This is a genomic window from Streptosporangium sp. NPDC004379, from assembly GCF_042873875.1.
GTDB lineage: Bacteria > Actinomycetota > Actinomycetes > Streptosporangiales > Streptosporangiaceae > Streptosporangium.
This window is the reverse complement of sequence record NZ_JBIAMC010000009.1, coordinates 130,187-154,338: the sequence shown is the minus strand read 5'-3', so window position 1 is coordinate 154,338 and position 24,152 is coordinate 130,187. Positions and strand designations below refer to the sequence as shown.

General features: G+C 73.7%; 21 protein-coding genes. 8 read left to right on the top strand and 13 right to left on the bottom strand.

Annotation, left to right across the window (positions count from 1 at the left end; translation table 11 throughout):
• Positions 1–75: 75 nt before the first annotated feature.
• The 7 genes from ACFYSC_RS20915 to ACFYSC_RS20885 form a co-directional block, all read right to left on the bottom strand.
• Entirely contained in the window at positions 76–960 is an 885-nt protein-coding gene (locus ACFYSC_RS20915; RefSeq protein WP_389963961.1) for a glycosyltransferase family 2 protein, read from the bottom strand.
• A gap of 151 nt (positions 961–1,111) precedes the next feature.
• Positions 1,112–1,972: a MurR/RpiR family transcriptional regulator gene (locus ACFYSC_RS20910; protein ID WP_389963959.1), complete on the bottom strand. Its 861-nt coding sequence runs from the start codon at positions 1,970–1,972 to the stop codon at positions 1,112–1,114.
• Positions 1,973–2,167: 195 nt separating this feature from the next.
• Positions 2,168–3,424 carry a cyanophycinase gene (locus ACFYSC_RS20905; RefSeq protein ID WP_389963956.1) on the bottom strand — a complete coding sequence of 419 codons (1,257 nt, stop codon included), beginning with the start codon at positions 3,422–3,424 and terminating at the stop codon, positions 2,168–2,170.
• On the bottom strand, positions 3,421–4,545 hold the full coding sequence (locus ACFYSC_RS20900; protein WP_389963953.1) for a M20 family metallopeptidase: 1,125 nt from the start codon (positions 4,543–4,545) through the stop codon (positions 3,421–3,423). The genes ACFYSC_RS20905 and ACFYSC_RS20900 overlap by 4 nt, the downstream gene beginning before the upstream one ends.
• Entirely contained in the window at positions 4,542–5,294 is a 753-nt protein-coding gene (locus ACFYSC_RS20895) for an amino acid ABC transporter ATP-binding protein (RefSeq protein ID WP_362933353.1), read from the bottom strand. Before ACFYSC_RS20895 ends, ACFYSC_RS20900 begins: the two co-directional genes overlap by 4 nt.
• 2 nt (positions 5,295–5,296) lie before the next feature.
• Complete coding sequence (locus ACFYSC_RS20890) at positions 5,297–6,217, bottom strand: amino acid ABC transporter permease (RefSeq protein WP_389963951.1); 921 nt, start codon at positions 6,215–6,217, stop codon at positions 5,297–5,299.
• 3 nt (positions 6,218–6,220) lie between these two features.
• Positions 6,221–7,180, bottom strand: a complete 960-nt coding sequence (locus tag ACFYSC_RS20885) for an ABC transporter substrate-binding protein (RefSeq protein WP_389963948.1) — start codon at positions 7,178–7,180, stop codon at positions 6,221–6,223.
• A gap of 382 nt (positions 7,181–7,562) precedes the next feature.
• On the opposite strand from ACFYSC_RS20885, the gene ACFYSC_RS20880 reads away from it, so the two are divergent.
• From ACFYSC_RS20880 to ACFYSC_RS20870, 3 genes are all read left to right on the top strand, one after another.
• A complete protein-coding gene (locus ACFYSC_RS20880) occupies positions 7,563–9,098 on the top strand; it encodes an OmpA family protein (RefSeq protein WP_389963945.1) in 1,536 nt (511 codons plus the stop codon).
• Positions 9,099–9,220: 122 nt separating this feature from the next.
• The gene (locus ACFYSC_RS20875; RefSeq protein WP_389963942.1) at positions 9,221–9,781 is read left to right on the top strand and encodes a DUF4142 domain-containing protein; all 561 of its coding nucleotides are present in this window, start codon (positions 9,221–9,223) and stop codon (positions 9,779–9,781) included.
• An 87-nt stretch (positions 9,782–9,868) separates the two neighbouring features.
• Entirely contained in the window at positions 9,869–11,794 is a 1,926-nt protein-coding gene (locus ACFYSC_RS20870; protein WP_389963939.1) for an ABC transporter ATP-binding protein, read from the top strand.
• Positions 11,795–11,876: 82 nt separating this feature from the next.
• Here ACFYSC_RS20870 and ACFYSC_RS20865 read toward each other — a convergent pair whose 3' ends face one another.
• Positions 11,877–12,821: an endonuclease/exonuclease/phosphatase family protein gene (locus ACFYSC_RS20865; RefSeq protein WP_389963936.1), complete on the bottom strand. Its 945-nt coding sequence runs from the start codon at positions 12,819–12,821 to the stop codon at positions 11,877–11,879.
• Between the two features lie 157 nt (positions 12,822–12,978).
• Positions 12,979–14,580: a phospholipase D family protein gene (locus ACFYSC_RS20860; protein ID WP_389963933.1), complete on the bottom strand. Its 1,602-nt coding sequence runs from the start codon at positions 14,578–14,580 to the stop codon at positions 12,979–12,981.
• Positions 14,581–14,877: 297 nt separating this feature from the next.
• Here ACFYSC_RS20860 and ACFYSC_RS20855 point away from each other — a divergent pair, with 297 nt between their 5' ends.
• The 3 genes from ACFYSC_RS20855 (at position 14,878) to ACFYSC_RS20845 (ending at position 17,910) form a co-directional block, all read left to right on the top strand.
• Entirely contained in the window at positions 14,878–15,114 is a 237-nt protein-coding gene (locus ACFYSC_RS20855; RefSeq protein WP_389963930.1) for a ferredoxin, read from the top strand.
• The gene (locus tag ACFYSC_RS20850) at positions 15,101–16,498 is read left to right on the top strand and encodes an NAD(P)/FAD-dependent oxidoreductase (protein WP_389963927.1); all 1,398 of its coding nucleotides are present in this window, start codon (positions 15,101–15,103) and stop codon (positions 16,496–16,498) included. Before ACFYSC_RS20855 ends, ACFYSC_RS20850 begins: the two co-directional genes overlap by 14 nt.
• A gap of 173 nt (positions 16,499–16,671) precedes the next feature.
• Positions 16,672–17,910, top strand: coding sequence for a cytochrome P450 (locus ACFYSC_RS20845; RefSeq protein WP_389963924.1), 1,239 nt, complete (start codon positions 16,672–16,674; stop codon positions 17,908–17,910).
• Positions 17,911–17,998: 88 nt separating this feature from the next.
• Here ACFYSC_RS20845 and ACFYSC_RS20840 read toward each other — a convergent pair whose 3' ends face one another.
• Both ACFYSC_RS20840 and ACFYSC_RS20835 read right to left on the bottom strand, forming a co-directional pair.
• Complete coding sequence (locus ACFYSC_RS20840) at positions 17,999–19,072, bottom strand: LLM class flavin-dependent oxidoreductase (protein WP_389963919.1); 1,074 nt, start codon at positions 19,070–19,072, stop codon at positions 17,999–18,001.
• A 29-nt stretch (positions 19,073–19,101) separates the two neighbouring features.
• A complete protein-coding gene (locus ACFYSC_RS20835; protein ID WP_389963917.1) occupies positions 19,102–20,538 on the bottom strand; it encodes an amino acid permease in 1,437 nt (478 codons plus the stop codon).
• Between the two features lie 182 nt (positions 20,539–20,720).
• Here ACFYSC_RS20835 and ACFYSC_RS20830 point away from each other — a divergent pair, with 182 nt between their 5' ends.
• Complete coding sequence (locus ACFYSC_RS20830) at positions 20,721–21,095, top strand: hypothetical protein (protein ID WP_362933243.1); 375 nt, start codon at positions 20,721–20,723, stop codon at positions 21,093–21,095.
• A gap of 7 nt (positions 21,096–21,102) precedes the next feature.
• On the opposite strand, the gene ACFYSC_RS20825 is transcribed toward ACFYSC_RS20830, so the two are convergent.
• Both ACFYSC_RS20825 and ACFYSC_RS20820 read right to left on the bottom strand, forming a co-directional pair.
• Positions 21,103–22,425: an RNA polymerase sigma factor gene (locus tag ACFYSC_RS20825; protein WP_389963914.1), complete on the bottom strand. Its 1,323-nt coding sequence runs from the start codon at positions 22,423–22,425 to the stop codon at positions 21,103–21,105.
• Entirely contained in the window at positions 22,401–23,087 is a 687-nt protein-coding gene (locus ACFYSC_RS20820; protein ID WP_362933245.1) for a class I SAM-dependent methyltransferase, read from the bottom strand. Before ACFYSC_RS20820 ends, ACFYSC_RS20825 begins: the two co-directional genes overlap by 25 nt.
• A gap of 193 nt (positions 23,088–23,280) precedes the next feature.
• Between ACFYSC_RS20820 and ACFYSC_RS20815 the strand changes: the two genes are divergently transcribed.
• The gene (locus ACFYSC_RS20815; protein WP_389963911.1) at positions 23,281–24,129 is read left to right on the top strand and encodes an MBL fold metallo-hydrolase; all 849 of its coding nucleotides are present in this window, start codon (positions 23,281–23,283) and stop codon (positions 24,127–24,129) included.
• Positions 24,130–24,152 lie beyond the last annotated feature (23 nt).

Here is a 24,152-nt window from a genome sequence, read left to right as displayed (position 1 = left end):
CCCGCCAGGCGTGAGCCGCGGAACGGACGCCGCCGCGCCGTACGGCCGGCCCGTCCCGCCGTACGGGAACCGGCGCTAAACGATCGGCGGGCGGCCGGCGCGGAGCAGACGCAGCACCGTGGTCCAGGACATCGGACGGCGAGTCCCGTGCCCGCCCGCCAGACCCTCCCGCAGACCGGCGGCCCATACGGCGAGGTGCGCGCGGGACCGGATCCGGGCGACGCTGAGCAGCGTCCAGACCAGCAGGTAGACGGGGATCAGGGGGGCGGGCAGGCGGCGGTAGGCGAGCCAGACCCGGTTGCGGGCGACGAGCCGGTAGTAGCCGGCGTGCCGGGCGGGGTCGGTGGCGGGGTGGTGGACGACCACGCCGGGCGCGTACCAGCCGGTGCGGCCGAGGTCCCACAGTCGCCAGGCCAGGTCCACCCCCTCGTGGAAGAGGAAGAACCGGCCCGGCCAGCCCCCGGCCTCCTCGTAGTCGGCGCGGCGCACGAGGACGACGCCCTCGGCCATGACGGTGACGACGCCCGGCCGGGTCGCCTCACCGGCCCGCAGTCGCGGCACCCAGCGGCGCAGGGTGACCCCGGAGCCGGGATCGGCGATGCGCGGCTGGATGTAGGCCGCCCCGGGACGGCGGCGGGCCTCGGCGACGAGCCGCGCCAGCACGTCCGGGGCGGGCAGGACGGCGTCGTTGTCGAAGAAGAAGACGAACTCGCCGGCGCCGGGGCCGGAGAGGGCGTCGGCGCCGACGTTGCGGCCCCCGGGGATGCCCACGTTGGCGGGCAGGGCGACGGTGCGCACACCGTCCGGCACGTGGTCGGGCTCCACCCCGTTGCCCACGATGACCACGCGCAGATCGACTCCGCGCTGGGCGAGGAGGGACTCCATCGCCCTGGGGAACTCGGCGGGCCGGTCGTTCATGGTGAGGACCACCACGTCGACGGTGGCCGTCGGGCCGGTCATCGGTTCTCCTGTACATGGCTCGGCGCTCGGCGCGCGGAAGACGTCACCCGCCCGGAGGGGGTGGGGATCACCGGCCACCTTAGCGGTGTATCGGCGGAGGACAGCGGGTGAACGCCGATCCCGCCGCTCCCGGTCGACGCGGCGGCGCCGGTCAGCCGTACAGGCCGGCGGCGCGGGCGACCTCCTCGTTGCGGCGCAGGTGGTCGTGCCCGGCCGGGCCGAGGGCGGTCAGGACGCCCGCGACGACCGTCTCGATCACCGCCAGCGTGGGGACCAGGCTGTCGTACGGCGAGGGCGCCCCGACGTGGCCGGGCAGCACGACGTCGGCGATCGAGGCGATCGGCGACAGCCACGGGTCGGTGAGCAGCACCACCCGGGCCCCCCGGTCGCGGACGTAGCGGGCCAGCTCCAGCGACTCCGGCTCGTAGCGGCGGTAGTCGAGGACGACCAGGACGTCCCTGCGCCCGGTCCCCGCGAGGACGGCCGTACGCTCGACCTTCGCCTCGGGCAGCGGACAGACGTTGCCGCGCATCTGGATCAGGTGCAGAGCGAGGTAGTGGCCGAGGAGCCGGCTGAAGCGGCCCCCGGTGATGAGGATCCTGCGGGAGGGGTCGGCCAGCAGGTCGATCGCGGCCTGCAGGTCGCCGGGCGGCATGGCGGCGAAGGTCTGGGCGACGGACTCGCCGAACGCCCGGCCCGCCCGCTGCAGCAGTTCGGCCGAGGAGGAGTCGCGCGAGCCGTACCCGGTGGCCTCGTACAGGGTGGCCGGGGAGGCGTCGCGCTCGCCCAGCTCGGCGCGGAGGGCGTCCTGCAGCTCGGGGAAGCCCCCGAAGCCGAGCCGCCCGGCGAACCGGAGCACGGTCGGCGCGCTCACCCCGGCGCGCTCGGCCAGCCGGGCCACGGTCTCCAGCCCGGCGGCGGGATAGGAGGCGAGCAGGGCGCGGGCGACCTTGCGCTCGGCCGGGCTGCACTCGCCCAGCCGCTCCCTGATCATGTCGCTGATCCGCGCCATGCCGCGATTCCTTTCCCCGGGTGACGGGGCGGGGGCGCGACGCCCCCGCCGTGAAGATGATGTTCGCCGTCCGGCGCCGGTGTCCACCCGCGGCCGGACGCGGGTCCGCCCACGGCCCGCCGTGGTGCCCGTCGGCCGGACGCCCGCCCGCCGTGGTGCCCGCCTGCCGGGCGCCACGGCAGGCGGGCCACGCGGTCAGGCCGGTGCGACGGCCAGGCGCAGCCCGGTGAAGGACCCGTCGGTGCGGGAGCGGAACCCGTGCGGCTTGGTCAGCGTGACCGCGAAGCGCGGGCCGGTCTCCAGGGTGTAGCCGGTCACCGAGCGCGAGCGCCCGGCGGTGGCGAGGTCCCGGGCGACGTCGAACAGCTCGTAGCCGTCACCGGCGCCCGCGGGGGAGTCGAAGACGTCCTGGCTCGCCGGGCGGGCGGTCCGGTCCTCGGGCCGGTCGGGCCGCTTGCCGGGGGCGGTGCGCACCCCCTGGGGCGTCCACCGGTCGCCCCGGGTCAGGTGGCTCCAGCTCACGTCGTCGATCGACCACGGGTTCCGGGTGACGCGGGCCCGGGAGAGGTCGAGCACCGAGACCCCGTGCTCGCCGATCACCCGGACGTCCTCGCGGCGGGTGCCGACGCCGGTGACCAGCAGCGCGGTGTTCTCGTCCAGGCCGAACACCCGGTCGTGGCCGGTGTCGGCGGCCAGCCGGACGGCCCGGCCCTGCCTGCCGTACACCGAGAAGTGGGTGTCGAGCAGGCCGTGACGGAAGAACCCGAAGCCGCCGGCCGGGTGGTAGGCGAGGACGGCCGCGTCGTCGAAGTATCCGGGGCGGGCGCCGTCGCGCAGGCCCTCGTAGGACTCGCCGCCGGTCACCATGTCGGGCCCGGCCTGGATCTGCGCGCCGGCGCTGCTGCCCGCGACGACCGCGCCGTGCTCCAGCCGGTCGCGGACGGCCGCGAGGACGGGCGAGTCGCGGCCGTCGCGGATCATCGTCCGCACGTAGCGGTACTGGTCGCCGCCGCCGAGGAAGAAGCCGGTCATCGTCCGCACCTTCGCGGCCAGCTCGGGGGAGTCGGCGGCGGAGGGGTGGTCGAGGTCGATCGGCAGCCACTCGGCCGAGCCCGCGCCGTACCGGGTCAGCAGGCCGGCGTAGAACGCCCCGTTGGCCTCGCTGTTGGCCGCGTCGGGCGTGCCGGCGTCGGGGTCCTGGCTGGGCGGCAGCGAGGCGGCGGTGATCACCCCGAACCGGGCGGCCGGGCCGCCCGCGCGGCGGACGATCTCGCCGTAGATCTCGGCGTTGCCGTCCTTCAGGCCGCCGCCGACGAGCACCAGCGTGCCGCCGCCGTCCCGTTCCCGGTCCTGCGCCTTCGCCTGTGCCCCGGCGGGCGCGGCGGCGGCCGTGGCGGCCAGCGCGCCGGCGAGGAGCACGGCGGCGGCCCCCCTGATGAGAGCAGTGATCATGATGCCTCCGCGAGTCGTTCGATGAGGTCGGCCAGAAGGGTGACGCGGGGTTCGACGCTGGCCAGGTCGAGCCACTCGTCCTCGGAGTGGTCGGCGCCGCCGATCGGGCCGAGCCCGTCGAGGGTGGGGGTGCCGGTCCCGGCGGTGAGGTTGGCGTCGCCCACGCCGCCGGTGGCCGCCGCCTCCAGCGTGAAACCGGCGTCGCGGGCGATGGCGCGGGCCAGGTCGAGCATGCGCAGCGACGCGGGCGTGGTCTCCATCGGCGGGCAGACCGTGCCGCGCCGTACGGTGGCCCGGGTGCCGGGCACCTGCGGTACGGCGGCCAGCAGGTCCACGGCGTGCAGCGCGGCGTCCAGGTCGCGCAGGGCGCCCGCCCGGATCTCGGCCTCGATCGTCGCCTCGGGGCAGACGATGTTCGGCCGGGCGCCGGCCCGGATGACCCCGGCGTTGACGGTCACGCCGTCGGCCAGGCCGTTGAGCGCGTGCAGGCCGATGACCAGGTGTGCGGCGGCCAGGGCGGCGTCGGCGCCGCGCTCCGGCTCGATGCCGGCGTGCGCGGCCCGGCCCTCGACGGTGATCGTCAGGTCCGCGACGCCCTTGCGGGCCCTGACCAGGTCGCCGTTCTCCCGGGCGCACTCCAGGCAGAGCGCGTGGTCGCTCTCCCGGGCGAGGTCCTCGATGACCGCGCGGCTGCCCGCGCCGCCGACCTCCTCGTCGGGGGAGCAGCAGAGGATCAGCTCGCCGTACGGCTCCCGCCCGCGCCGCAGCACCGTCTCCAGCGCGTACAGCCCGGCGAGCAGGCCGCCCTTGTCGTCGCAGACGCCCGGCCCGTAGGCGCGGCGGCCGTCGGTGGAGAACGGGCGGGCGGCGGCGGTGCCGGCCTCGAAGACGGTGTCCATGTGGGCGAGCAGCAGGACGCGCGGGCCGCCCGCGCCACGCCTGCGGCCGATCACGATGTCGCCCGTACCGGGGGAGACCGTACGGCGCTCGACCCGGCAGCCGAGCGCGGTCAGCCGCGCGGCCACGAAGTCGCCGACCTTGTCGACGCCGGCCGCGTCGTAGGAGCCGGAGTCGATGTTGACCAGGGTCTCCAGGTCGCTGAGGTAGTCGGCGAGGTTCATAGGACCTTCGACAGGAAGGCGCGGGTGCGCTCGTGCCGGGGCTCGGCGAGGACCTGACGCGGGTCGCCGGCCTCCACCACCACGCCGCCGTCCATGAACACGGCGGTGTCGGCGACCTCGCGGGCGAAGCCGATCTCGTGGGTGACCACGATCATGGTCATGCCGTCGCGGGCGAGGTCGCGCATGACGTCCAGCACGTCGCCCACCAGCTCGGGGTCGAGGGCGGAGGTCGGCTCGTCGAAGAGCATCAGCTTGGGCCGCATGGCCAGGGCGCGGGCGATCGCCACCCGCTGCTGCTGGCCGCCGGACAGCTGCCCGGGGTAGCCGCGCTCCTTGTCGGCGAGGCCGACCCTGGCCAGCAGTTCGCGGCCGTGCCGCAGGGCGTCGGCCTTCGACTCGCCGCGGACCCGGATCGGGGCCTCGACGATGTTCTCCAGCGCGGTCATGTGGGGGAAGAGGTTGAACCGCTGGAAGACCATGCCGATGTCGCGGCGCCGGCGGGCGATCTCCTTCTCCCGCAGCTCGTGCAGCCGTCCGCCGCGTTCGGCGTAGCCGACCAGCTCGCCGTCCACCGACAGCCGGCCGCCGTCGATCTTCTCCAGGTGGTTGACGCAGCGCAGGAAGGTGCTCTTGCCCGAACCGCTCGGCCCGAGCAGGCACATGACCTGGCCCTGCTCCACCGCGAGGTCGATGCCCTTGAGGACCTCCAGCCTGCCGAAGCGCTTGCGCACGTTCTCGGCCAGGACCATCGTCACCGGGTTCCTCCGATCATGCGCTGGAACACGCCGGGTCCGCTCCCGGTGACGCCCCGGCCGAAGCGCCGCTCCAGGTAGGACTGCGGGACCGACAGCAGGGTGGTCAGCACGAGGTACCAGACGCTCGCCACGATGAGCAGCGGGATCGTCTGGTAGTTCTGGCTGTAGATCCGCTGGATCTGCGTCATCATCTCGGCGGCGGAGATCACCGACACCAGCGCGGTGGTCTTGAGCATGTTGATCGTCTCGTTGCCCATCGGCGGCACGATCACCCGCATGGCCTGCGGCAGCACCACGCGGCGCATGGTCAGCAGCGGCGACATGCCCAGGGAGTGGGCGACCTCGGTCTGGCCGTGGTCCACCGACTGGATGCCGGCCCTGATGATCTCGGCGGCGTAGGCCATCTCGTTCAGGCCCAGCGCCAGCAGGGCCGCGACCATCGGGGTGATCACCTGGTTGGTGGGGGCCGACCAGAAGACGATGCCGGTGAAGGGGACGCCGAGCTGGATGTCGGCGTAGAAGATCCCGAAGAACCCCCAGAACAGGATCTGCACCAGCAGCGGCGTGCCGCGGAACAGCCAGACGAACGCCCCGGAGGTGATCGACAGCACCGGGTTCCTCGACAGCCGCATGACGGCGATGATCGTTCCGCCGACCAGGCCGAGGGCCATCGCGGCGGCGGTGAGCCAGACGGTGGTCACCAGGCCCTGGAGGATCACGTCCTTGAACAGGTAGGACCTGATCGTCGGCCAGCCGAGGTTGGGGTTGGCGAGCAGTGACCTGACGAGCGCGGCGAGCAGGAACAGCACGGCCGCCGCGGCGACCCACCGGCCGTAGTGCCGGACGGGGACCGCCCTGACGCCGGCGGCGTCGCCCGCCGCCTCCGGGGCGGCGGGGCGGGATGAGGTGTCCTGCACGGCCTAGTCCACGGCCGCGTTGATCGTGGCGGTCTTCACGGCGATCGACTCGGCGCCGTACCCGGCCAGGATCTTCCCGTAGGCGCCGTCGTCGATGAGGGACTGCAGCGCCTTCTGGACGGCCTGGGCGAGCGGCTGGTTCGCCTTGGCCACGCCGATGCCGTTGGGGGAGGCGTTGTAGCCGCCCATGGCGGCCGGGTCGTCGACGGCCTCGAAGGCGGCGCCGCCGTCGGCGGTCTCGGCGGTGTAGATGGCCGCGGGCTTGGTCTGCAGGCTGGCGACGACCGTGCCGGCCTTGATGGCGAGCTGGGCGTCGGTGTCCTTGGGGTACTCCTTCTTGGAGATCTCCGGTTTGCCCGCGGCCTTGCAGTCGGACTGCCACTTGTCGATCAGCTTCGACTGGTTGGTGGCGGCCTGCGCGGCGACGGCCTTGCCGCACAGGTCGGTGTGGGCGGTGATCTTCTCCGGGTTGCCCTTCCTGACGAGGATGCCGGTGCCGGAGACGGAGTAGTCGACGAAGGTGAGCACCTGCTGGCGCTCCTTGTTGTCGGTGAGCGCCGACATGACCGCGTCGTACTGCCCGGCCTGGATGGCCGGGATGATGCCGTCGAACTTCTGCTGGCCGAACTCGAACCGCACGCCCAGCCTGGCGCCGAGCGCCTGGCCGAGGTCGTAGTCGATGCCGGTCAGCTCGGTGCCGCCCTCGGAGACGAACATCTCGAACGGCGGGTACGGCGCGTCGGTGGCGACGCGGACCTTGCCGGCGCTCCTGATCGCGTCGGGCAGCAGGGCGGTGAGGGCCGGGTCGGCGGTGATGGAGACACCGGCGACCGTCTGGGGCTTCGGCTCGGTCCCCGCGGCGGAGGCGCCGCCGGCGTCCGCGGGCGCGCCGGAGGTGGTCTGGCCGCACGCGGCGGCGCCGAACAGGAAGAGGCCGGTCAGCAGAAGGCGGTGTCTGCGCACGTCACACCTCGGGGGATCGGGGGCTGAGGTGGTCTGGATGTTACAGATACGCTCCATGATTTCCAAGATGTAATGAACATAACAATCACGTCATGCCGTCTCCACCGGTAGGCCGGGGTGCCGGGAGTGCGGGGGCCGGTGCTCGGGCCCGGGCGTCGCCGTACCGGCCGTCGCCGCCGCGCCAGTCAGGTCCGATCCGGGTCGGTCCGGGTCGGGTCGGTCCGGGTCGGGTCGGTCCGGGTCGGGTCGGTTCGCGAACTCGGAGGCGCGGCCGAACGAACGCCGATGATTCTGGTTAATCCCTGCTTTCTTGGAAAAAGCGCGGTATATATAAATTTTCATGATCCGCGGTAGACGTCGGCACGCATGCGAAGCCCTCCTGATGGCGCTGGTCCTGGCGGCCTGCTCGACGGCTCCCGCCGGACGGGAGCCCTCGGCCGCCTCCACCCCCGCCCGCGGCACGACCGCGCCGGCGGCTCCCAGCGCGACTCCGGCCACCACCCCCGGCACGGACCCGTCCGCCGGGCCCCCGCCGCTCGCCACCCTGTACGGCGACGGCCACAGCGGGGACCACGGCAGCGCGAAGATCGAGGTCATCGCGCTGGAGCGGAGCGCGCCGGATGCCGTCACCGCGCGGTTCCGGATCAGCGCCGAGCAGTCCGAGGTCAGGCTCGAAGGCTTCCACGCCTCCGGGCTCGCCGGGAGCACCCCCTACGACCACAACTCGGCCTTCTCCGGCTTCTACCTCCTCGACGACACGCGCTTCTCCGCCTACTACCCGATGAAGAGCCCCCCGGCGCGCTGCCTGTGCAGTCAGCCCGAGCCGTTCGCCAAGGTCAGGGCGGGCGAGTCCGCGCTGATGTGGGCGGTCTACCGGGTGCCGCCGGACACGACCGGCGTGGCGGTCGGCTTCCACGGCGCGGGGCTGACCCCGACGCTGCCCATCGCTCCGGCCGGTGGCGGCGGCACGCTCGACGGCGAGCCCGACGCCGCCGCCATCGCCGCGGCGACGCCCAACACGATCGCCCTCGCCACGCGGACCGACGGGACCGGCTCCTCGGTCACCGAGTCGGGCGAGCGGATCGACATCGCCCTCGACACCGACGTCCTGTTCGACTTCGACAAGGCGACGCTGACCGGCCGCGCCCGGCGGACGCTCCAGGGGACGGCGGAGCGGATCCGCGCGGAGGCGGACGGCGAGGTCCGGGTCGTCGGGCACACCGACGACGTCGGCTCCGACGCCTACAACCAGGGCCTGTCGCTGCGCCGGGCCAGGGCGGTGGAGAAGGCGCTGCGCGGGCTCGTTCCGGACGCGGAGTTCGCCACCGAGGGCAAGGGGGAGACCGACCCCGCGGAGAAGGGCACCTCGGATGGGGCCAGGGCGCGCAACCGCCGCGTCGAGGTGGCCTTCCCCCGCAAGGCCGTCCCGCCGCCGCCCGCGGCCTCCCCGTCCGCCGTCCCCGCTCCCGCTCCGTCCGAGGCGGCGGCCGCCACCGCGCGGGGCCTGCGCAAGATGACCGGGCTCACTGCGAACCTGCTGGAGCTGCGGCGCGTCGGCGGCCGGACGCTCGTCGCCACCGTGGAGCTCGCCCACACCGGCGGCGGCGAGGTCACCCTGGAGGACGGCGCCTGGGACGGCGACGTGGAGAAGGGCGGGTTCGTCTACGGCTACAAGACGGACTTCTTCTGGCTGGCGCTGGCCGACCGGTCCGGAACGCGCTACCTCCCGATGACGACGCCCGGCGACAACGGGTTCCCGCGGCACTGCGTCTGCTCGGAGATCGTGTTCACCAAGCTGCGCGCCGGTGAGCGCATCCGGATGTCCGTGCTGATGACCGCGCCGCCGCCCGGGGTGACGAGCGTGGACGTCGAGATCTCCGGCTTCACCCCGATGCGGGACGTGCCCGTCACCGGGTGACACCCCGGCGAATCCCTCGAAGCCTTTCCTGACCATTTGTTCCTTCATATAGCTATAAATGTGGATAACGGAGCACGTCGTCAGGAGGTGGTTGTTCAGTCGCACACCGAACGGGGGACCCAATGATCAGAAGGATCGTCGTCCTGCTGGCCGCCATGCTCGTCGTGATGGGCGGCGCCGTACAGGCCGCCGTGGCCCAGCCGAACCTCAACGAGCAGGACAGGAAGTTCCTGGTCCAGGCGCACCGCGGCAACCTGGCCGAGATCCGGTCGAGCAGGCTCGCGCTGAGGAGGTCGGACTCCCAGGACGTCAAGGACATCGCCCAGAAGCTCATCACCGACCACACGGCCCTGGACGACAAGCTGCGGCCGGTGGCGGAGCAGGCGGACGTGCAGCTGCCGGACCGGCCGAACCGGATGCAGCGCGAGCAGATCGAGAAGCTGTCGAACCTCAGCGGCCCGGCCTTCGACAGCGCGTGGCTGGCCGCGCAGGCCGCCGACCACCGCATGACGCTCAAGCGCCTCGACCGGGAACTGACCAACGGCTCCTCCTCGGCGGTGAGGAAGCTGGCGCAGGACGCCCTGCCGGTCATCCGGGAGCACCTGCGCCTGGTGCGCGAGGCCCGCGCGAGCGAAGGTCCGAGCGAGGGCGCGAGCGAGAGCCCGAGCGAGAGCCCGAGCTGACCCGTCCCGGACGCCACCTTGACCTCGACCTTAGTTGAGGTTTTAGGATCGACCCCTCGATCCTAAAAGAAATCCGGTGGTGTCCTGATGAACATGGAAATGGCGGCGTGGCACTCGATGTACGCCACGATGCAGGCGCAGGAGGACAAACGGCCGTTCTCCATGGCCACGCTGCGCCGGATCGGAGCCTTCGCCCGGCCGCACACCCGCAAGCTGGTGTTGTTCCTGCTGCTCAGCGTGGTGGGAGCGGTGCTGGCGGTCGCCACGCCGGTGCTCGCGGGCCAGGTCGTCGACGCGATCGTCAACCGCGCCCCGGTGGAGGCCGTGGTCCGTCTCTCGGCGCTGATCGCGGTGATCGCGCTGGCGGAGGCCGGGCTCGGCCTGGCGACGCGGTGGCTGTCGGCGACCCTGGGCGAGGGGCTCATCCTCGACCTGCGCGCCGCCGTCTTCGACCACGTGCAGCGCATGCCGGTGGCCTTCTTCACCCGGACCCGCACGGGCGCGCTGGTCAGCAGGCTGAACAACGATGTGATCGGCGCGCAGCGGGCGTTCAGCGACACCCTCTCCGGCGTGGCCGGAAACCTCGTCACGCTGCTGCTCACGCTGGTGGTGATGATCGGCGTCTCCTGGCAGATCACCTTGCTCTCGCTGATCCTGCTGCCGGTGTTCGTGCTGCCCGCCCGGCGGATGGGCTCCCGGCTGGCCCGGCTGAGGCGTGAGGCGGCCGCGCACAACGCGACGATGAGCACGCAGATGACCGAGCGTTTCTCCGCGCCCGGGGCGACGCTGGTGAAGCTCTTCGGCCGCCCGGCCGAGGAGTCGGCCGAGTTCGTCGCCCGGGCCCGCCGGGTGCGGGACATCGGGGTGCGCACGGCGATGACGCAGTCGGTGTTCGTCACCGCGCTGACGCTGGTCTCGGCGCTGGCCCTGGCCCTCGTCTACGGCGTCGGCGGCGCCTACGCGCTGCGGTCGCTGCTCGACCCGGGCGCCGTGGTCGCCCTCGCGCTGCTGCTCACCCGCCTGTACGCGCCGCTGACCTCCCTGGCCGGCGCCCGCGTGGAGGTGATGAGCGCGCTGGTGAGCTTCGAGCGGGTCTTCGAGATCCTCGATCTCAAGCCGCTCGTCGCCGAGCGTCCCGGCGCCCGCGCGGTGCCCGACGGGCCGGTGTCGGTCGAGTTCGACGACGTCCGGTTCGCCTACCCGTCGGCGGACAAGGTGTCGCTCGCCTCCCTGGAGGACGTCGCCCGGCTCGACACGCGCGGCGGCGTGGAGGTGCTGCACGGGGTGTCCTTCCGCGCCGAGCCGGGCCGCATGGTGGCGCTGGTCGGCTCCTCGGGGGCGGGGAAGTCGACGATCGCGCAGCTCATCCCGAGGCTCTACGACGTCGACGCGGGCGCCGTACGGCTCTCCGGGGTGGACGTGCGCGACCTGACGGCCGAGTCGGTCCGCGGGGCCGTCGGGATGGTGACCCAGGACGGGCACCTGTTCCACGACACGATCCGCGCGAACCTGCTGCTGGCGCGGCCGGAGGCGACGGAGGAGGAGCTGCTGGACGTGCTGCGCCGCGCCCGCCTGACCGAGATCGTCGACGCGCTGCCCGACGGTCTGGACACCGTCGTGGGCGAGCGCGGCTACCGGCTCTCCGGCGGCGAGCGGCAGCGGCTGACCATCGCCAGGGTCCTGCTGGCCCGGTCCCGGGTGGTGATCCTGGACGAGGCCACCGCGCACCTGGACTCCACCTCCGAGGCCGCGGTGCAGGCCGCGCTGGGGGAGGCCCTGGACGGCCGGACGGCGGTGGTGATCGCGCACCGGCTGTCCACCGTCCGCGCGGCCGACCTCATCCTGGTGATCGAGGACGGGCGGGTCGTGGAGCGCGGCACCCACGCCGAGCTGCTGGCGGCGGGCGGCCGCTACGAGCAGCTGTACCGGACCCAGTTCGACCAGGAACCCGCCGGCCCCGTCGCGGACCCGGCCGGCTCCGCCGTACCCGTCACGGCCGGTACGGCGGGCTGAGCCGGGGCGGTCCCGCCGGTCACGGCGGGACCGGGGACGGACCTGGCCGGGCGGCCGTGACGGGTACGGCGGGGCCGGTCCGTCAGGGGAGGCCGAGTTCGGCGAAGACCGGGCGGTGGTCGCTGCCGGGCAGGGAGTGCACGCTGAACACGCTCACCGGCATCCGCCGGTCGGCGAGCACGTGGTCGATCGTCACACCGGGCAGGGACCTCCACCCGAGCCGTGGCCAGGTCGGCGTCAGCCCCCGCCCGGCGGCGTCGGCCGCGTCGCGGTAGCCGCTCGCCAGCAGGTCCCGCACCGGCGGATGGTCGAGGGTGGCGTTGAAGTCGCCGGCCAGCACCCGCGGACGGCCGCCCGCCCGCGGCAGCGCCGCCAGGCCCGCACCCCAGCAGGGCACCTCGCCGGTCTGGCTGGGTGCGCACGGGTGCACCGAGACGACCTCGACCTCCCGGCCGCCCGGCAGCGCGACGACGGCCCGCGACTGGCGGAAGCGGCCCAGTTCGATCATCGGCGCCTCGGTGAGCGGGTGGCGGGAGTAGATGCCCGACCCGGACACCCCGGGCCGGGAGCGGTCCACGACGTACGGCATCAGGCCCCGCAGGCCCGCCCCGTCCAGGCGGCCGAGCGCGGCGGGGGTGAGCTCCTGGAGGGCGAGCACGTCCGGCCGCAGGTCGTGCACCAGCCTCATGAGCGACGCGGTGTCGCCCGAGCCCACCCTCAGGTTCGCCGCGAGCACCCGCAGCCGCGACGGCCCGGCGGCCGGGCCTCCGTCGGCGACGTACCGGGGGAGCACGGCCGCGATGAGCGCCACGCTCGCCGCGAGGGCCACGGCGGCGGACGCCCGGCGGCGCAGCACCGCCGCGAGCAGCAGCGTGACCACCGAGAGCGCCGCCACGTACGGCGTGAACGCCACCAGCGGGACCCACTGCCAGGCCGGGGTCCACCCGGCGGTCCTGACCACCGCCCACGCCGCGACCGGCAGCACCGCGAGCCACACCAGGAGACCGACCGCCCTTGACCTGATCATGGTGTGGGAGCGTAACCGGCGCCGGTGCAGATTCCGTGGAGATCCGGTGCGCGCACCGTCGTGCTCCGCCGGGACGTCCCGGCGGTCGCGGACGTCCCGGCGGCCGGCGCGGAGCGGATTCTCCGCCGTCCGGTTTCCGTCGTCCGGTTTCCGCCGTTCAGTAGGAGCCGGCGCGGCGCAGGGCGCGCGGCCGCCCGTCGGGGTCGTGCACGATCCGGTAGAGCGGGTCGGCCCACAGGGCGGTCCACCGGGAAAGACCCGGCGACCGGTAGGCGCGCAGCCGGCCGGGCGGCTGGGGGCCGTGCCGTCCCTCCTCGTGCCAGTGGTCGAGGCGGGCGGCGCAGGCGGCGAACGCGTCGAAGAAGGACCGCGGGTCCAGCAGGACGCCGTCGTCGTCCTCCGGCAGTTCGAGGTGCTCGCGGGCGAGGGTGAGCCGCAGGTCCCGGGGGAGGCGGCGGGCGCCGTCGCCGTGACCGGCGGGGTCCAGCGGCGCGCGGCCGTCCGGGGTCTCGTCGAGCACCGCGCAGGTCAGCTCGGAGTCGTAGGTCCAGGAGCGGCGGTTGAAGTTGTCGGAGCCGATGGTCGCCCACACGTCGTCGACGACGCAGACCTTGGCGTGGACGTAGACCGGGGTGCCGTTCCCGTTCTCCAGCCCGTACACCGCGAAGCGCTCGCCGCCGGCCTCCTGGAGCACCGACAGCGCCCGGTTGCGGCCCAGCACCTGGGGGACGTCGCCCAGCAGGCCGTCCTCGTCGGAGTGCAACGGCAGGACACTGATCATCAGCAGGTCCGGGTTGTCGCGCAGCGCGTCGGCGAACGACTCGGCGACCTGCGGCGACCACAGGTACTGGTCCTCGATGTAGACCAGGGCGCGGGCGCGGCGCAGCGCCTTGAGGTAGCCGCGGGCGATGCTCCGCTCGCCCCGCGGCGCGAACGGGTAGCGGGTCAGCCGGTGGGCGTAGGTCCGCAGGAGCTGTACGGCGTGCGGCCCGCGGGCGGGCGGGTCGGGGAACTGCCGCGGCAGCGGGTCGGGGCGGGTGTCCTCGCGGCGCAGCAGGTCGGCCAGGCGGTGCACGGGGTTGCGGGTCAGCGGGCCGGGGTCCTCCCAGCGTTCCCGGAAGACGGCCTCGACGTCGCCCACGGCGGGACCCTGGATCGCCGCCTGCACGTCGTGCCAGGGCGGGCGCTCGCCGTACACCCCGGACATGGGCGCGGCCTGCGGGTCGCCGTCGTGCGAGGCGTCGTCGCGGCGGCTCCAGCACAGGTCGATCCCGCCGACGTAGGCGATGTCGCGTTCCGGCCGGTCCCGGTGCCGCAGCACCACGAGCTTCTGGTGGTGGGAGCCGCCGGGCGGGACCCGCATGTCACGCAGGCACTCGCCGCCGGCGGCCTCGATCTCGTCGCCCAGGTGGCGGTTCTCGGCCTCGCTGAAGCGGAGTCCGTCCCAGTGCGAGCGCCACAGCAGCCCCTTGACCACGACACCGCGCTTGGCCGCCTCCCCGAAGACCCGGGCGACCTCCGTGCCGGGGCCGTCCAGCCGCTCGGAGGGGTCGCCCCGCCAGTCGGTGAACAGCAGCAGGTCCCCGGCGCGCAGTTCGCGGACCCGGGCGAGCAGCTCGGCGAAGTACGGCGCGCCGTGCGGGATGGGCCGGACCGTGTTGCCGTCCGACCAGGCGACACCGGGATCGTGGCGGCCGTCGATGGACGTCGCCGGGTTTCCCCGTTCCTCGGGGGTGAGGAACCAGTCGTTTGCCTTCATCGCAGGTGCTCTACCCGCCTTTGACCTGGTTTCACCCACGAGACGGGGAGCGGACCCCTCGACGGGGTCGGGGAGCGGGCCCCTCGACGGGGCCGGGGAGCGGGCTCCGAAGGGCCGGGCGCCGGCACCGCCGAGGCCGGACGGGCCGCGGCGCGGGCGTTCCCCTCCGTTGGGGCGGACGGCGGCAAAGACCCCGCCAAAAGCCGCAACACCCCGGTTTCCGGATGATGTTTCCCCAGGTCCGCTCCCTAGGCTGGCAGCGTCCGACGCCGCACCCGCCGAATGGGGGCAGCTCTCGTGAGGATCGTCGTGGACCTCAACCGGTGCGAGGCGTACGCGCAGTGCGTCTTCCAGGCACCCGACGTCTTCGCCATGCACGGCGAGGAGGCGCTGATGTACGAGCCCGGCCCCGGGGACGAGCGGCGCGAGCAGGTCATGCGGGCCGCCGCGTCCTGTCCGGTCCAGGCCGTCCTCGTCGAGTGGCCCGGCGAGGCGGCCGCGCCGGAGGGGGCGGGGACCGGTGCCCGCGGCTGACGGAGCGGCGGAGGAGTTCCGGCGGCGCGGCCACGCCGTCGTGGTCGGCGCGTCCCTGGCAGGCCTGCGGGCCGCCGAGACGCTCCGCGAGAAGGGCTTCACCGGGACACTGACCATGATCGGTGACGAGCCGCACGAGCCCTACGACCGGCCGCCGCTGTCCAAGCAGGTCCTGCTGGGCCTCACCGGCGCCGGCGACACCCTCCTGCCGCGGCGACGCGCGCTGGAGGCGCGCTGGCTGCTCGGGGAGGCCGCCACCGGGCTCGACCCGGCCGGGCGGCTGGTACGGCTGGCAGGCGGGGACGAGGTGCGCTACGACCGCCTGCTGATCGCGACCGGCACCCGCGCCCGCCCGTGGATCAGGGAGGCCGAGGCCGCCCTGGACGGCGTCTTCACCCTGCGCACCAGCGACGACGCGGCCGGTCTCGCCCGCCGGATGGACGCGCGGCCCCGCAGGGTGCTCGTCATCGGCGCCGGGTTCACCGGCTCGGAGATCGCCTCGGCCTGCCGGGAGCGGGGGATCGACGTCACGGTCGCCGAGCGCGGCCCCGCACCGCTCGTCGGGGCGCTGGGCGGCGTCGTCGGCGCGGTGGCGGCCGAGCTGCACCGCGAGCACGGCGTGGACCTGCGCTGCGGCATCACGGTCACCGCGCTGGAGGGCGACCAGGCCGGGCGGCTGCGGTGCGCCCACCTGTCCGACGGCACCGCGCTGGAGGCGGACGTGGCCGTCGTCGCGCTGGGCGCGGTGCGCAACACCGAGTGGCTCGCCGGATCCGGGCTGGCCGCCGGGCCGCGGGGGATCGCCTGCGACGCCGGGTGCCGGGCCTTCGACGTGCACGGCATCGTCACCGACCACGTCTTCGTCGCCGGGGACGTCGCCCGGTCCCCGCACCCGCTGTTCGGCTACCAGTTCCTGTCGCTGGAGCACTGGGGCAACGCGGTCGCCCAGGCCGAGGTCGCCGCGCACAACATGGTCAGCCCCGGCCCGGACCGCCGCCCGCACCTGTGGCTGCCGGCGTTCTGGTCCGCCCAGTTCGGCGTCAACATCAAGTCCGTCGGCGTCCCGCCCATGGGCCGCGAGCTGGCCGTCGTCCAGGGGTCTCTGGCGACGCGCCGGTTCGCCGCCGCCTACGGCCACCAGGGGCGCGTCATCGCCGCCGTCACCTTCGACCACGGCAGGTGGCTGCCGTTCTACGGCCGGCTCATCGAGTCGGCCGCGCCCTTCCCGCCGGACTTCGCCCAGGTGGACCGCGCCCCCGGGGGTGCGCGGGCGATCCCGGCGGAGTTCCCCGACCCCGCCCTGCCCACCCACGGCCCCACCGTCACCCTGAGCGGCTACGCGCCCGACGAGCGGCGCGTCACGTTCGTCCCGGCCCGCCTCTGAGGACCGTTGAGGACTCTGAGGACCGTTGAGGACTCTGAGAACCATCCGCCGCTCCGAGAGCCGTCCGCCGCTTCACGGAACCGCTGAGAACCACCGAGAACCACCGAGAACCGCCCGCCGACCCCGGGAACCGTACCCGCCTTCCGGGAGCCGTCCGCCCAGAGGAGCCCGTCATGACCTCAGCCACCCTGCTGCGGCGGATCACCGACTACGCCAGCCGCGCCGACCCCTACCCGCTCTACGCCGAACTGCGCAGGACGCCGGTGGCGCGGCAGGAGGACGGCGTCTACGCGGTGAGCACGTACTGGGAGATCGCCGCCCTGCTGCACGACCCCCGCCTCAGCTCCGACCCCCGCAACCGGGTCCCCACCGCCGGTGAGGAGGACCTCCTGGAGGAGGAGCAGGAGGGGCTGCCGCCCGCCTTCCTGCGGCTCGACCCGCCCGAGCACGACCGGCTGCGCCGGCTGGCGAACCGGCCGTTCGGGCCGCCGGACAGCCCCCGGCGGATCAGCGACATGCGCGGCGACCTCGCCCGGATGGTCTCCGGCCTGATCGACGGCCTGCACGACCGGGAGGAGGCCGACCTCGTCGAGGACTTCGCCTACCCCTTCCCGGTGATGGTGATCTGCGAGCTCCTCGGGGTGCCGCACGAGGACGAGGCGCGCTTCCACGTCTGGGCCGAGGCGATCGTCGCCGGGCTCGACCCCGGCGAGGAGGGGGAGGGCCCGGTCGAACGGCGGCGCGCCGCCCAGCGGGCCCGCGGGGAGCTGGGCCGCTACCTGGCCGGACTGATCGAGGACCACCGCCGCGCGCCCGGCGGCGACATGCTGTCCGCGCTGGCCGCCGGGCACGGCGACCGGGAGCGCATGTCGCCGCTGGAGCTGGTCGTCACCGCGGTCCTGCTGCTCATCGCCGGCCACGAGACCACGGTGAACCTCATCACCAACGGCATGCTGACCCTGCTGCGGCACCCCGACGCCCTGCGGAGGCTGCGGGAGGAGCCCGGCCTGGCCGTGCCGCTGGTGGAGGAGCTGCTGCGCTTCGAACCGCCGGTGCAGCTCCTGCCCCAGCGCACCGCCCTCGCCGACATCGACGTCGGCGGCGTCACCATCCCCCGGGGGGCGCCCGTCTGGCTGGTCCTGGCCTCCGGCAACCGGGACCCCAGACGCTTCACCGACCCCGACCGGTTCGACCCGGGCCGGACCGGCAACGAGCACCTCGGGTTCGGCGGCGGCATCCACTACTGCTTCGGCGCGCCGCTGGCCCGGCTGGAGGCACAGGTCGCGCTCACCGAACTGGCCCGCCGGCTCGTCGAGCCCCGGCTGGTGGAGGATCCGCCGCCCTACCGGCGCAACCCGGTGCTGCGCGGCCCCCGCCACCTGCCCGTCGCCTTCGGCGGCTGCGCGCCCTGACGCCCGGTCAGACGCCGGGCACCGGGTACGGCCGGGCACAGGACCGCTCGCGCGGGCCACGCGGCCACGCGGGCCGGGCGCCGTACGGTCAGGCGCCGGGCAGGCCGTACGCTTCGGCGATCAGACCGTAGGAGCGGATCCGCGCCCCGGGGTCGGCGACCTGCGAGGTGATCATCAGCTCGTCGGCCTCGGTGCGCTTGCGCAGCTCCTCCAGCCCCGCGCGCACCGCGGCGGCGTCGCCCAGCACCACGTTCGACAGGTGGTCGTGGACGAAGGCCGCCTCGGCCGCGGAGTAGGGGTAGGCCTCCGCCTCCTCGGGCGTGGGGATCGGCTCCGGGGCGCCGCGGCGCAGGCGCAGCATGGCCAGCGCGCCCGGCCGGGCCAGGCGCAGCGCCTCCTCGGCGGTCCCGGCCGCCACGGCGGCGACGCCGATCATCGCGTACGGCCGGTCCAGCGCCTCCGACGGCTGGAACGCCGACCGGTACAGCTCCAGGGCGGGGACGGTGTTGGCGGAGCTGAAGTGGTGGGCGAACGCGAACGGCAGCCCCAGCAGGCCGGCGAGCTGGGCGCTGAAGCCGCTGGAGCCGAGCAGCCAGATCGGCGGGCGGCCCGACTCCGGGGAGCGGGGGACGGCCGAGAGCCGGTGCAGGGGGTCGTCGGCCGGGAACGAGGCGTCGAGGAAGCCGGTCAGTTCGGCGAGCTGCTCGGGGAAGTCGTCGGGCCCCAGGTCGCCGCGGCGCAGCGCCCGCGCGGTGGCCGGGTCGGTGCCCGGGGCGCGACCGAGACCGAGGTCGATGCGGCCGGGGTGCAGGGCGTGCAGGGTGCCGAACTGCTCGGCGATGATCAGCGGCGCGTGGTTGGGCAGCATCACGCCGCCGGAGCCCAGCCTGATCGTCCGGGTCGCCGCGGCAAGGTGGGCGATCAACACTGCGGGGGAGGAGCTGGCCACCGACGGCATCCCGTGGTGCTCGGCCACCCAGATGCGGTGGTAGCCCCACTCCTCGGCGCGTCTGGCCAGCTCGGTGCTGCCCGCCAGCGCCTGGGTGGCGGTGAAGCCCCTGCCGACGGGCGCCAGGTCGAGGATGGACAGCGGGACCTCGGCGGAGCCGCGCGCCGCGCCGCGGATGTCACCGGGGCCGTCGCCGGAGATGTCATGAGCCATGTCAGCGGCGAACCCGCCCCGGCCCGCGTTTATTCCGGCGTCCCCTCCCCGTCCCGGGCCCCGGCCAGCTCCGAGTGCCGGTAGGAGTAGGCGAAGTACACCACCAGGCCGATCACGAACCACACCGCGAACCGCACCCAGGTCTGCCACGCCAGGAAGGTGATCAGCCAGAGCGAGAAGGCGATGCCGACGGCCGGGACGACCGGCATGCCCGGGACGCGGAAGGTCCGCGGCAGGTCGGGCCGCCGGTAGCGCAGCACGATCACCGCGGCGCACACCACCACGAACGCCAGCAGGATGCCGATGTTGGTCAGCTCCGCCGCCTCCACGATGGGCAGGAACCCGGCGATGAGCGCCGAGAGGACGCCGACGATCCAGGTCACCCGGTACGGCACGTGCCGTACCGGGTGGGTCTTGGCGAACCACTTCGGCAGCAGCCCGTCGCGGCTCATCGCGAACCACACCCGGGTCACCCCGAGCATGAACGTGAACATCACGGTGAGGATGCCGATGATCGCCCCGACCGCGATCACGTCCGCGAGCCGGGTCAGGCCCACCGACTGGAACGCCGTGGAGAAGCCGCTCTCCCGATCGATCTCGGTGTACTTCTGCATGCCGGTCAGCACCAGACAGGCCAGCACGTACAGCGTCATCGCGATGGCGAGCGAGTACATGATCGCCCTCGGCATGTGCCGCGTGGCGTCCTTGGACTCCTCCGCGGCGGTGCTCATCGCGTCGTAGCCGAACACCGCGAAGAACACCGTGGCCGCGCCCGCGAACACGCCCCCGACGCCGAAGGGGAAGAAGGGGACGTAGTTCGAGGACCTGACGTAGAAGGCGCCGACCACGATGACCAGGATGACCACGGCGACCTTCAGCCCGACGACGGCCATCTCGAACCGGGCCGCGTTGCGCATCCCGAGGTTCAGCAGCCAGGCGATCAGCAGGCACAGCAGCGCGGCGAACAGGTCCACCCGGTGCCCGCCGCCCGTCCCCGGCGCGCCCAGCATCCACGCCGGGAGATCGGCGCCGAGACTGCCCAGCAGGAAGGAGAAGTAGCCGGAGATGCCGATGGCGACCACCGCGACGATCGCGGTGTACTCCAGCAGCAGGTCCCAGCCGATGAACCAGCCCGGCAGCTCGCCGAGCACCGCGTAGCCGTAGGTGTAGGCGGACCCCGCCTTCGGGATGAGCCCGGCGAACTCGGCGTAGGAGAACGCCGCCGCCGCGCTCGCGATCCCGGCGACCAGGAACGACAGCACGACGGCGGGACCGGCCTTGCCGTTGGCCACCGCGCCCGCGAGCGTGAAGATGCCCGCGCCGATGATGCCGCCCACCCCGATCGCGGTGAGCTGCCACACCCCCAGCACACGGGTGAGCTGCCCCGTCCCGCCGCCCCCGGCCTCTTCGATCTGTTCGAAGGGCTTGCGGCGCAGCACGCCTTTTCCCGTCCGCAGTCCGGCCACGACCCATCTCCCCCGAGCGACGCCCGGCGGCTGGGCGCCGCCGCCTGCCCGGCCCCCGTTTTACCCTCTTTCACCTGCGGCTATGCGAGCCTCCCCGAGGATCGGCCCGGGCTCGCCGTGGCCCCGCCGGACCCGGCGCGGTACCGTCGAGTCATAGGACATAAGCCACCCGGGGGGCCGCTATGGCAAGCGATCCCGATCACGTGCTCGACGCCATCGACGGAGTCGTCGACGAATGGCTCACCATGAGCGAGGACTCGATGCGCTGGGCGCCACCAGAGAAAGCCCCGCCGCGGCAGCGGCTCGGCCTGCCGGCGCCGCCCCTGCCGCAGATCGTCGAGGGGATCATCCAGGAGGTCGGCGCCCGCACCCAGGCCGTGGTGGAGGCGGTCCGCCCGCTGGGCGAGGGGGTGATCGAGGCGTTCGCCGCCGTGCTGGACAACTCCCCGGTACGGCACCTGCTCCACACGGGCCCGCGTGACCGGCCCCCGCACGGACCGGCCGGCCACGATGAGGACGGCCCCGAGGACGGTCCCGCGGATCCTCAGGCCGGATAGCGGATCCTCAGGCCAGATAGTCGCGCAGGGCCTGGGACCGGGACGGGTGGCGCAGCTTCGACATGGTCTTGGACTCGATCTGCCGGATGCGCTCGCGCGTCACGCCGTAGACCTTGCCGATCTCGTCGAGCGTCTTGGGCTGACCGTCGGTCAGGCCGAACCGCATGGATACCACGCCCGCCTCGCGCTCCGACAGCGTGTCGAGCACCGAGCTCAGCTGCTCCTGCAGGAGCGTGAAGCTGACCGCGTCGGCCGGGGTGGGCGCCTCGGAGTCCTCGATGAGGTCGCCGAACTCGCTGTCACCCTCGGTGCCGAGCGGGCTGTGCAGGGAGATCGGCTCGCGGCCGTACTTCTGGACCTCGACGATCCTCTCCGCCGGCATGTCGAGCTCGCGGCCCAGCTCCTCCGGGGTGGGGTCGCGGCCCAGGTCGGCCGTCATCTGCCGCTGCACGCGGGCCAGCTTGTTGATCACCTCGACCATGTGGACCGGGATGCGGATGGTCCGTGCCTGGTCGGCCATGGCGCGGGTCACGGCCTGCTTGATCCACCAGGTGGCGTAGGTGGAGAACTTGAAACCCTTGGTGTAGTCGAACTTCTCCACCGCGCGGATCAGGCCGAGGTTGCCCTCCTGGATGAGGTCCAGGAACAGCATGCCGCGGCCGGTGTAACGCTTGGCCAGCGAGACCACGAGCCGGAGGTTGGCCTCCAGCAGGTGGTTCTTGGCCCGGCGGCCGTCCTCGGCGATCCACTCCAGCTCCGCGCGGACGTCGGGGGCCAGGCCGTCGCCGTCGGTGGCGAGCTGCTCCTCGGCGAACAGACCGGCCTCGATGCGCTTGGCCAGCTCCACCTCCTGCTCGGCGTTGAGCAGGGGGACCTTGCCGATCTGCTTGAGATAGTCCTTGACCGGGTCGGAGGTCGCGGACGCCGAGACGCCGCTGAAGTCGTCGTCATCGTCGGCCAGGACCAGCGTGTCGTTGTCAACCGGGGCCGTCACCGCGATCACACCCTTCGTGAGCCGAGCAGGGCGAACACCCGCTCCTTCTCCTTCAACGTACGTCCCGCGCCGGCGTGCTGCGGACACGCGGAACCCCGCCCGCGGCCCGGGACCACCTCGGTCTTCTGCCCCGTTCCCCTCCGCCTGAATCGGTTCCGCCCCAACCGTGTGGCCCGCGTCACCCATCGTGACCTGCGCGGACGTCCCGTCCCGCCGTCGCGCTCCGGCCGCCCCCGGCCGCCCCGGCACGCCCCGCCCGGCGGCGGCGTGCCCTCGGCCGGAGGGCCGAACAGAGCACGCCGCCGGATGGGTCAGCGCGGTACGGCCCGCACCCACCCGCGGTCCCCGTCGACGAAGCCGTCCATCGCCAGGCCGGCGTCGTCGAGCTCCCGCGCCAGGAAGTCGTCGTCGAGGCGCCTGCTGAGGAAGAAGTGGGTCCAGCGCCGGTCACCGACCGTGTACTCCATGGTGGCCGCCAGCATGCCGGGCTCCGGCCGGCTGACCTCGGTCATGCGCATGACGTGGCCGTCGTCGGTCACCCGCTCGGAGGGCCCGACCGTGTCGTACCACTCCGGGGGCTTGCGCTGGAGGATCACCAGGCCGCCGTCGGCGACGTGGTCGCGGCAGGTGCGCAGGAACGCCCGGCGCAGCTCGTCGTCGGCCGTCTCGATCACGAACGACATGAGCAGGACCACGTCGAACGTCCGGCCCAGGGCGAGCGTCTGGATGGGGGAGCAGACGGTCTCGGCGCCTTCGATGTGCGCGAGCATCTCCGGCGACTCGTCGACGGCGACCACCGGGTGGCCGAGGGCCAGGAGGCCGTGGGTGACCCTTCCGGCCCCCGAGCCGAGCTCCAGGATGCTCGCGCCGGCCGGGACGGCGCCGTGCACGAGCTCCGGCTCGCCGTTCGGGGTCAGCATCGCGTAGTAGTCGACGGCGCAGCCGTCCGGGGTGATGGGGCCGGGACCGGTGCCGTGGTAGATGCGCTTCGCTTCCATGATCCCCATCATGTGTCGCCGCCCGGGGCCGCGCGCGGCGATACGGCGGGCCCGTGAGGATCCGGTGGGAAGCGGCGGTACGGCGAGCCCGGTGAGAAAACGCCCGAAACGGGCATGGCTCGCTGAGAACGAGGAAGCACCCGAAGCGTGACCGGGGTCGCGGCCCGGGTTCCGCACCAGCTGGAGGCCCGTCATGGTCGACTTCCCCGAGTCCGGCGTCTTCTTCGTCGGCAACGCCACGATGCTCATCCGCTACGACGGGTTCACCCTGCTCACCGATCCGAACTTCCTCCACCGGGGCCGGCGCGCCTACCTCGGCTACGGCCTGAGCAGCAGGCGCCGCACCGATCCGGCGATACAGGTGGAGGACCTGCCCCCGCTCGACGCCGTCGTGCTGTCGCACATGCACGGCGACCACTGGGACCGGGTCGCCCGCCGCGGGCTCGACCGGTCCGTGCCGATCGTGACCACCCGGCAGGCGGCGCGGCGGCTGCGGCGCCAGGGCTTCGGCGAGGCCGCGGGCCTGAGCACCTGGCAGGAGCGGATCCTCCGCCGCGACGGCCGCACGCTGAAGATCACCGCGCTGCCCGGACGGCACGCGCCCGGGGCGGCCCAGGTGCTGCTGCCGCCGGTGATGGGCAGCATGCTGGAGTTCGGCCGCCGGGACGGCCGGGTCGGCCTGCGCATGTACATCAGCGGCGACACGCTGATGGACCGCGAGCTCCTAGCGCCCATCCCCGAGCGTTACCCCGACATCGACGTGGGCGTCGTCCACCTGGGCGGCACCATGATCCTGGGCATGATGATGGTGACCATGGACGGCGCGCAGGGCGCCGAGTGGCTCTCCTTCATCGGCCCCAGGCACGCCGTGCCGATCCACTACGACGACTACGAGGCGTTCTCCTCCGGCCTCGACGACTTCCGCGAGGAGGTCGAGCGGCGCGGCCTGTCCGACCGGGTGCGCTACCTCGCCCGCGGCGAGACCTGCCCGCTGCCGGTGCGGACCGCCCACAGGAAGGCCCCGGCGCCGCAGCGCTCCTGAACCTCCCGGCCGGACCGGGGCCC